This window comes from Bacteroides sp. GM023 (assembly GCF_014750685.1).
Classification (GTDB): domain Bacteria; phylum Bacteroidota; class Bacteroidia; order Bacteroidales; family Bacteroidaceae; genus Bacteroides.
On record NZ_JAAXGE010000022.1, the window covers coordinates 69,055 to 78,455 of the forward strand.

8 protein-coding genes are annotated in these 9,401 nt (G+C 39.3%); 7 read left to right on the top strand and 1 reads right to left on the bottom strand.

Annotated features, from left to right (window positions below; all coding sequences use genetic code 11):
- Positions 1 to 38 precede the first annotated feature (38 nt).
- Positions 39 to 1,946 carry an ATP-binding protein gene (locus tag HC965_RS25775; protein WP_191034148.1) on the bottom strand — a complete coding sequence of 636 codons (1,908 nt, stop codon included), beginning with the start codon at positions 1,944 to 1,946 and terminating at the stop codon, positions 39 to 41.
- Positions 1,947 to 2,080: 134 nt separating this feature from the next.
- On the opposite strand from HC965_RS25775, the gene mnmE reads away from it, so the two are divergent.
- From mnmE to HC965_RS25810, 7 genes are all read left to right on the top strand, one after another.
- Entirely contained in the window at positions 2,081 to 3,478 is a 1,398-nt protein-coding gene (gene mnmE / locus HC965_RS25780; RefSeq protein ID WP_191034149.1) for a tRNA uridine-5-carboxymethylaminomethyl(34) synthesis GTPase MnmE, read from the top strand.
- A 253-nt stretch (positions 3,479 to 3,731) separates the two neighbouring features.
- Positions 3,732 to 4,604, top strand: a complete 873-nt coding sequence (locus HC965_RS25785) for a helix-turn-helix domain-containing protein (protein ID WP_191034150.1) — start codon at positions 3,732 to 3,734, stop codon at positions 4,602 to 4,604.
- Positions 4,605 to 4,725: 121 nt separating this feature from the next.
- Positions 4,726 to 5,841, top strand: coding sequence for a tyrosine-type recombinase/integrase (locus HC965_RS25790; protein WP_191034151.1), 1,116 nt, complete (start codon positions 4,726 to 4,728; stop codon positions 5,839 to 5,841).
- Between the two features lie 169 nt (positions 5,842 to 6,010).
- The gene (locus HC965_RS25795; protein WP_191034152.1) at positions 6,011 to 6,832 is read left to right on the top strand and encodes a hypothetical protein; all 822 of its coding nucleotides are present in this window, start codon (positions 6,011 to 6,013) and stop codon (positions 6,830 to 6,832) included.
- Between the two features lie 91 nt (positions 6,833 to 6,923).
- Complete coding sequence (locus HC965_RS25800; RefSeq protein WP_191034158.1) at positions 6,924 to 7,301, top strand: helix-turn-helix domain-containing protein; 378 nt, start codon at positions 6,924 to 6,926, stop codon at positions 7,299 to 7,301.
- 5 nt (positions 7,302 to 7,306) lie between these two features.
- Positions 7,307 to 8,383, top strand: a complete 1,077-nt coding sequence (locus tag HC965_RS25805; RefSeq protein WP_191034153.1) for an AAA family ATPase — start codon at positions 7,307 to 7,309, stop codon at positions 8,381 to 8,383.
- Between the two features lie 346 nt (positions 8,384 to 8,729).
- On the top strand, positions 8,730 to 9,341 hold the full coding sequence (locus HC965_RS25810; RefSeq protein ID WP_163221796.1) for a master DNA invertase Mpi family serine-type recombinase: 612 nt from the start codon (positions 8,730 to 8,732) through the stop codon (positions 9,339 to 9,341).
- Positions 9,342 to 9,401: the final 60 nt, after the last annotated feature.

Below are 9,401 nucleotides of genomic sequence, written 5' to 3' on the forward strand. Positions count from 1 at the left end.
CTGCTTTCAAAATGTTGGCTTCCCTCGTCGGGAATTATTTATCCGATATAAGATTCTATCGTCTCTTTCAGTCTCTCCATTGAGTATGGTTTGGAAATAACCGCGTTGCATCCTGCCTGAATGGCCTGTTGCTGTTCCGTATAGAAGGCATATGCCGTGACTGCAATAATAGGTACTGCAAGAGAGATAGTACGTATTTTCTCGGTGGCCTGAATGCCATCCATTACCGGCATACGAATATCCATCAAAATTAAATCCGGCCTTTCACGGATAAAGCTATTAACGGCTTCTTCCCCATTACGTACCCACGAAATAATATACTCCTTATTCAGAAGAATATTAAGTTGCGCAAAATTCGACTCTATATCTTCGACAACCAATATCTTTTTACGTTTATCCGCAGCTACATTTTTCTTGGAAGCAAGGCTTCTTTCGACAACCTCTTCCGGCATTTCCTGATAAGGCAAATAAAGAGCGAACGTACTCCCCTCTCCTAGCTCCGAAGTCACTTCAATGCGTCCTCCCAAACGTTCTACAATACTTTTGCAAATCGAAAGTCCCAATCCTGTTCCCTGCACAAAGTCATTCAACTTCTCAAAACGGGTAAAGATCTGCGGAAGTTTCTCTTTGGATATTCCGCATCCCGTATCGCTGACATACAACCTCAGCCAATTTCCTTCATGCTTCAAACCCAACGTAATGCATCCCTTTTCCGTATTCTTAATGGCATTCGACAAAAAGTTGAAAAGCACCTGCATTACCCGGTTACGATCCGTAGACGTCCAGTACTCTCCCGCGGGACGAATGACCTTCAGTTCTACATCTGACTTCATCTTCAATTGATGCACTTTTTCCACTTCATCCACCAGGCCGGAGATTTCAACTTGCTGAAAGTGCATTTCCGACTTTCCCGACTCAATGCGTGACAGGTCTAAAATATCATTAATCAGTTGTAGCAGCAAATTACTGTTTCTCTGAATAATATCCAGATATTCCATTTTCTCTTCTTCGTTCTCCGTCACTGCGATAATCTCCGAGAAACCGACAATAGCATTCAGCGGAGTACGAATCTCATGACTCATATTTGCCAAAAAGACTGACTTCATTTTATCAGCATCTTCCGCACGCCGTTTGGCTTCAATCAATTCCTGGGAACGACGAATCCGGTCGCCAATATCATGTATCAAAGCAAGCACTTTATTTCCTTCAAAGGGGGCAATGCGTGCCTGAAAATAATGCTGGATTCCGTCCACCTCAAGCGGATACTCTATTTCTTTCAACTTTCCGTCTTGCAGGCATTCCCGAATATTACAAAGAAAAAGGTCACTGACTTCCTCCGAATAAATATCTCGTCCGTCCGCACCTCGCAACACTTCCACTGGATGAAGCAGAATGGTGCCCGGTGCCATCAGGACATCAGTTATAAAGAAGTTTTCATCGAAAATAAAAATGAATTCCGGCAATGCTTCTATAATCTTACGGTTATGTTCTTCCAGATACTTGATATGCTGTTCCTTTTCGCACTGCGAAGTGACATTGACTGTATACGCCAATAATTTACCAGGCTGACCGTCATTGCATCCTTTATAAGACAGGAAATGATCTTCCAGCCAAATGACCTCGCCATGTTCGCCTATACAACGAACCATTATCTGTGATGTCTTGGAGTCCGACGCGAGCATCCTGCCGAAAGCTGTCTGATAAGTTTCCATATCTTCGGGATGGGCAAACCGATAGAAGTCATCTATATCCTCAAAAACGATACCGGCTTCCTTCAAGCCGAGTACACGGAAATAGTCGTCAGCAAAAGAACATTTTCCTGTCGATATATCATATTCCCACAAAGCTATCTGATGCGCAGCAAGTACAGAAAATATTTTTTGAGAATTCTCCCGTATGATTTCACTGTTCTCATCCGGTGAGGATAAATTTGTATTGAGTTCCATAAGCATTATTGTATTATTTTGTTTGGTGTGTCACTGCACGGCAGCAAATATAAACAAATAAAGTACAAGTTGTGCTGAATCTTATATTTTTTACTTAGAAACAATTATCTTTGCACTATCCAAAAAGAAATACAATGAACCAAGATACTATCTGTGCTATTGCCACCGCTCAAGGCGGTGCTATCGGAAGCATCCGTGTTTCCGGCCCGGAAGCTATTTCCATCACCAGCCTCATCTTCAAACCGGCCAAAGACGGCAAGTTACTTAGTGAGCAAAAACCATATACTTTGACTTTCGGACGTATCTATGACGGTGACGAGATTATCGACGAAGTGCTCGTCAGCCTTTTCCGTGCTCCCCATTCATACACGGGAGAAGATAGCACGGAAATCACCTGTCATGGTTCTTCTTATATTCTCCAGCAAGTGATGCTACTGCTTATTAAGAATGGTTGCCGCATGGCTCAACCGGGAGAGTATACGCAGCGTGCATTCCTCAATGGCAAAATGGACTTAAGCCAGGCAGAAGCTGTGGCAGACCTGATTGCTTCTTCATCCGCCGCCACTCACCGACTGGCTATGAGCCAAATGCGGGGTGGCTTTAGCAAGGAACTGACTGACTTACGCAACAAGCTACTGAACTTCACTTCGATGATTGAACTTGAACTGGATTTCAGCGAGGAAGATGTTGAATTTGCCGACCGCTCGGCATTGCGAAAATTGGCCGATGAAATAGAACTGGTCATCTCCCGCCTGGTTCATTCTTTTAGCGTAGGTAATGTCATCAAGAATGGTGTTCCCGTAGCTATCATCGGTGAAACCAATGCTGGAAAATCAACTTTATTGAATGTTTTATTGAATGAAGACAAAGCGATCGTCAGCGATATTCACGGAACGACTCGTGATGTGATTGAAGATACCATGAATATCGGTGGAATCACCTTCCGATTCATTGATACCGCCGGAATCCGAGAGACTAATGATACGATTGAAAACCTGGGCATTGAACGCACCTTCCAAAAGTTAGATCAGGCGGAAATTGTTCTTTGGATGGTGGACTCTGTGAATGCTGCATCGCAAATTGAACTGTTATCAGAAAAGATAGTTCCACGTTGTGAAGGAAAACATCTGATCGTGGTATTCAATAAGGCGGATTTAATTGAAGAAGAACAAAAAGATTATTTATCTGCTTTACTGAAAGATTTCCCCAAAGAGTCAACAGAACATATTTTTATTTCAGCCAAACAGAGAGAGAATACGAGTGAATTACAAAAAATGATTATTAGTGCTGCGCATTTACCTACGGTAACACAGAATGATATAATAGTAACTAATGTAAGACATTACGAAGCATTAAGCAAAGCTTTAGAAGCTATTCACAGAGTGCAAGATGGGCTTGATTCACATATTTCAGGTGATTTTCTTTCGCAGGACATACGCGAGTGTATTTTCTTCATTTCTGATATTGCAGGAGAAGTTACGAACGATATGGTGCTTCAAAATATCTTTCAGCATTTTTGCATCGGGAAATAACGCCTTAGAATCAACTGTAAACAACAGCAATCAATCAGCAATAAGTCTCTCATTTTGAGGGGCTTTTTTCGTTTTAACACTTACCCATCACTTTTTGTTAGTACCCGTTTTTCACCCTATTTTCGTACCGTATTTCTACCGCGAAACAATTTTGCGGTGAAGCCCGATGTCACACTGAGGCATTAGTTGACATGTGTTGACAATGGTTTACGTATGGTGACAGAAAGTAGGCGAAATTAAAACAAATAATGGTATGGAAGTAAAGCGAACTTGCCAATGGTGTGGTAAAGTATTTATTGCCCAAAAGACGACAACGAAGTATTGTGGTCTTCAATGTGCACAGCGTAGTTATAAACAACGTGTACGTGAGAAAAGAGACGAACTAAAAAACAACCAAGAACTCTTACGTCCTATTGTTGCTTTGGAAGGTCAGGATTACTTGACCTTTTCCAAAGTGGCAAGCCTGATGGGTACAAGCCGACAGTATATCTATAAGTTGGTAAAGCAAGGTAAGCTACGTGCATCCAGATTGAGCGAAAGAATGTCCTTTATCCGCAGAGCAGATATTGAGCTAATGCTAAAATCCAAACCATACGAGCGCATTATACCCAAAGAAGAGATAAATATAGCAGAATATTACACCGCCGAAGAGATTGCAGAAAAATATAAAGTCAACACCAAATGGGTATGGACTTTTACTCGGCAAAACAAAATTCCCAAAACACGTATTCGAAAGTTCAATTATTATAGTAGAAAACATATTGATGCTGCTTTTGCCAAATATGAAGTTGATACAGAATTATCCGAATGGTATACGCCCGAAGACATAGTAGAGAGATACAATATGACTCGCAGTGCTATCCGAAGCCAAGTTTACCGGAACAATATCCCCTCCAAAAAAGAACATGGAAAGATATTCTATTCCAAATACCATTTCGACCTATCAAAATCAGAAAGTCTGTGTAAAGAGGAATATTACTATACCGTACAAGAAGCTATGGCAGAATTCCATTTGACAAGGGATGCCGTTTATGGAGTCCTGCAGTTTCACAACATTGAAAGAATAAAAGCCGGCAGGTTCGTGAAGTTCCTCAAAATTGAATTTGATAAGGTGATGAGAACTTAGAAAGAATAATAATATCTCTTTAAATGATATAGAACTTATTCTCAAATGACAATTCTCAGCAAAACATCATTCAAGACCTTTACAACAACAATCAAGTATTAATTATAAAAAACAAGAAACTATGTTCGAATGTAAAACTGTAACACTTAGAACTCGTTCCATTAAACATGGGCAATTATCTTTCTATCTGGACTATTATCCAGGCTATAGAGACAAAGAAACAATGAAAGTAATCCGTCATGAGTCTTTAGGCATCTACATCTATGAGAAACCCAAAAACCGAAGGGAACGTGAATTTAACGAGCAAATGACCGAAAAGGCAGAAGCTATTCGTTGCCGCCGGTTCGATGCAATAGTTAACGAACGATATGACTTCCTCGACAAGAGTAAGCTTAAAGGTGACTTTTTAGAATATTATCGCCGTCAGCTACGCAAGCATGACCAGAAATGGAAATTCGTCTATATCCACTTCAGCAATTTTGTAGGAGGTAAATGTATCTTTGAGGAAATAGACATCGACCTTTGTAACAGATTTAGAGAATACTTACTAACAGCCAAAAAGCTAAAGAGCAAAAAAGACACCATCTCTCAAAATTCTGCTGCCGGTTATTGGTCTACATTTCGAGGATTTCTCCAAGACCTGTATCGCGCCAAACTGATACGTAACAATGTTAACGACTTCTTGGATAAAATTGAGACAAAAGATGTTGACAAAGATTTCCTTACCCAACAAGAACTGTGCAAATTAGCAGAAACGCCATGCGATATACCCGTTTTGAAAACAGCTTCGCTATTTGCGTGTCTTACCAGCTTGCGTATCAGTGATATTTTGGCTTTACGATGGGAAAACATTCAGGACTACTACGATGGGGGCAAGTATGTAAAGATTATCACGCAGAAAACGAAATCCATTGATACCATTCCTATCAGTAAGGAAGCATTGGAACTTATAGGTAATACTGGCGAGGGAATTATATTCAAAGGACTCAAACGTAGCATGACACAAGCACCAATGAAGAAATGGATAAAATCTGCCGGAATAACCAAAAACATCACATTCCACAGCTATCGTAGAACCTTTGCAACTTTGCAAGCAGCAGCCGGAACGGATATTATCACCATAGCCAGTATTATGACGCACAGAAGCATTTCTACCACTCAGCTCTATACAAAAACCGTTGATGCCAACAAGCGTAAAGCCTCTTCGAGGATCACGCTTAAACGACAAGAAGAGTAACAGGCACAAACAAATCAAAACAGATATCCTGAGTATGATTGTAGGTATGATTTAGATGGAATCCATTTAATTAGTGTAAAGATTCTGTTGTTATTGAGAAGTAATAAGTATTAATTGGAACTATGCAGATAATTTTGTCTGACTATTTTAAATCCAATTACTTACAGTTATGACTATCAAGGCAACAGAATTTACACTATTTTGGCTTATACCGAGTATTGCTTTTGGGAGTATCGCTTTATTAGCATCTTATAAAATTGGCACCGATTTCAATCACCATTGGCTAATTGAATCTGGCGTCTTTCTTATTGTACTTTTTTTATTGCTAACCATTTACTGGCTGCTACAAACAATATTTTCAGATGTTTTCTTTTCGAAAGCAAGCCTCATTCTTCTTCCCCTTTCAACAGACAATGTGCCATCGATTCTTCAAGACATTAAAATACAGAAAAACACAAACCTTATCTCTGACACAACCTCCCCAATCGATAAAATTGTCAGCACTTGTCTGCATAAATCAGTTTTGATAGAAAGCGAACAACAACAAAAAGCTAAATTGGATAAACAGAGAAGAACACTAATTCTTGTGGAATATACCAATGCAGTCCTGACCAACCACATGAAAAAGAGTCATTTGGAAATCATTCTAAAAAATGTCAATTTGTTTGCCACATCACCCGAAGCCAATTTTATTCCTATTGAGACGGATGGTTCTCTTAGCACGGCCGACCTTCGCCACTTCGCATGGAACATCGGTAAGAGATTGGGCTATGAACGAATGATACAAGCTAAATTCATCAAACAATGTTTTCCAAAGGAATTTATGAACTGCGAATTGCCTACTATCATCCGCAATCTTTCGGATGAAGTCTCATCCATTATAAAAATAGACAAACCCGATAAAGGAAGCTATGACTTTCATTGGGAAGCAATAGGGCTTGTCAACCCATTAGGTATATCTTCTGACAATCCTCCAATGGAGGTAACCTAAACTTATTTGGAAATGATTCCATGCTTATTCTAATCTTTGTATATCAGCATAAGGTCATTGAATTCCTTTACAACGTTTACAAAAATAAATTATAATGAAGAACGAATTAACATTCAACGACCTTCCAATGGTTGTAAAGGAACTCTGCAACAAGGTTGAGAGTTTAGAAGAGACGCTGTTAAAACAAGTAACAAATCGGTCTGCTCCTATGTATGAAAACAGCCACACTCCAATGACTTCGGAAGAAGCTCGCGAGTATCTAAAGATGCCAAAATCTACTTTTTACTTCAAAGTAGGTAATGGTGAAATACCAGCCGTTAAGCAGGGTAAACGTTACTACCTTTACAAAGACGAGCTGGATCAATGGTTGGAAACTGGAAGAAAAAATGCTCCTGTACTCTCTGCCGAAGAGACGAATGCTGCAATCTTGGCTTCTCACAAACGAAAACCTAACACTACAAACTATTGAAGTATATGGAATACGGAAGGGAAAGAAAGCCAATGAAACAAGAGGACGTCTGGAAACTATGGCAACAGTCAATTCTTAGCATTACCAGTAATTATGAGAAGGCTCCGGAAGTATTAAAAATAGACGATATAGTAATCGGAACATTAGGTAATTTCAGTGCATCTATCGGTAAAGCCAAAAGCAAAAAAACATTCAATGTATCTGCAATTGTAGCTGCCGCCTTAAAAAACGGTGTGGCATTGAATTATTCAGCCTCGTTTCCTGCCGACAAGTCGAATGTCATCTATATAGATACAGAACAAAGTCCCTATCATTGTTTAAAAGTGATGAAGCGAATACTTCGACTGGCAGGTCTTTCTACAGAAGACAACCATCCTTATTTGCAATTTCTGGCATTACGCAAAAACACACCAGAAGAAAGAATAGCTATCATTGACGAAGCAATTTATAAAACAAACAATGTAGGATTAGTTGTCATTGACGGCATTAGAGATTTGGTTTACGACATTAATAGTCCTAGTGAATCGACCTATATCATTTCCAAACTTATGCAATGGACTGATGAGAAACAAATTCACCTTCATACCATCCTCCATCAGAATAAAGGAGATGAGAATGCAAGAGGACATATCGGCACAGAACTAAGCAACAAGGCAGAGACCATTCTCCAAGTTGAAAAGGATAAGGCAGACTCAAACATCAGTAAAGTCGAAGCCATTCACATTCGAGCAATGGATTTCAAACCGTTTGCTTTTCGTATCAACGAACAGGCATTACCTGAAATTGTAGTGAATTATGTAGTGGAGAAAACAAAAGTAGGTCGCCCGTCCAAAGATCCATTCGATCCATATAAGGAAATTAGGATAGAGCAGCATGAGAGAGCTTTAATATCTGTATTTGCGAAGAAGGACGTTTATGGCTATGAAGAATTGCAGGAGGCATTGGTTGAAGCATACAATGATGCGGACTATCCTATCGGGCGTAATAAAGTCACTAAGGTTATCACATTCCTCAGGAATAAGCGAATAATTCTGCAAGAAAATGGAAAGAAGTATTCGCTCAACCCGAACAGGTATTACTAAGCCCAGACACTTTACTTTATTCCATGTGCCTATATATTAAGATAAACTAAAGCACTATCTTTAAATATGGATGGAGTTCCCAATTTGAGAGCTCCATTCATACACTTTTCACGTCAACTATACACGCAGCTTGCTGCCACTTTAGTGCCTTTTCCCATTGCAAATTTTGCAAATGGGGTATTAGGCTACCCCACTGATAAATCAGTGTGATATTGGGCAAGCCTCAATATGTTTCACTTGACCTATTGAAATGTCATTCCCCATTGCACTACTTAATACGATAATTGTACCTTAACGCCTTTTTTATAAATGGTATATTAATATAATTCTAAAAATAAATGATAATATGATCTACGGGTACATTAGAGTAAGTAGCGACAAACAAACTGTCGAGAATCAACGTTTTGAAATTAATAACTTTTGCGAACGTGAGAATATGAATATTGATGGTTGGATAGAAGAAACCATTAGTGGCACCAAATCGTACAATAAACGAGAACTTGGCAGACTACTTAATAAAGTACAGAAGGACGACCTAATCATCTGTGCCGAACTTTCGCGTCTTGGGCGTAATCTCTTCATGATTATGGAGATCCTTAACATTTGCATGACCAAAGAGTGTCGTGTATGGACTATAAAGGATAACTATCGATTGGGAGAAGACATTCAAAGTAAAGTTTTAGCTTTTGCCTTTGGTTTATCAGCAGAGATAGAGCGTAATCTTATCAGTCAAAGAACAAAAGAAGCTTTAGCAAGAAAAAAAGCAAATGGCATTGTATTAGGAAGACCAAAAGGAAAAAGAACTTCACCTGAAAAACATAAACTATTCCCCAAAAAGACACTCATTATCGGACTGCTTAAAGAAAAAATATCTAAGCGGCAAATTGCTAAAATCTGTAAGGTAAACAGAAACACACTAGCACGCTATATCGCAGAAGTAATTGAAGTCGAAAAATGAGCGTTTTTGTGGAGCAGCACTATTCTGTTTGTGACTTTTCAGAAGGTGCATCTTGGACCA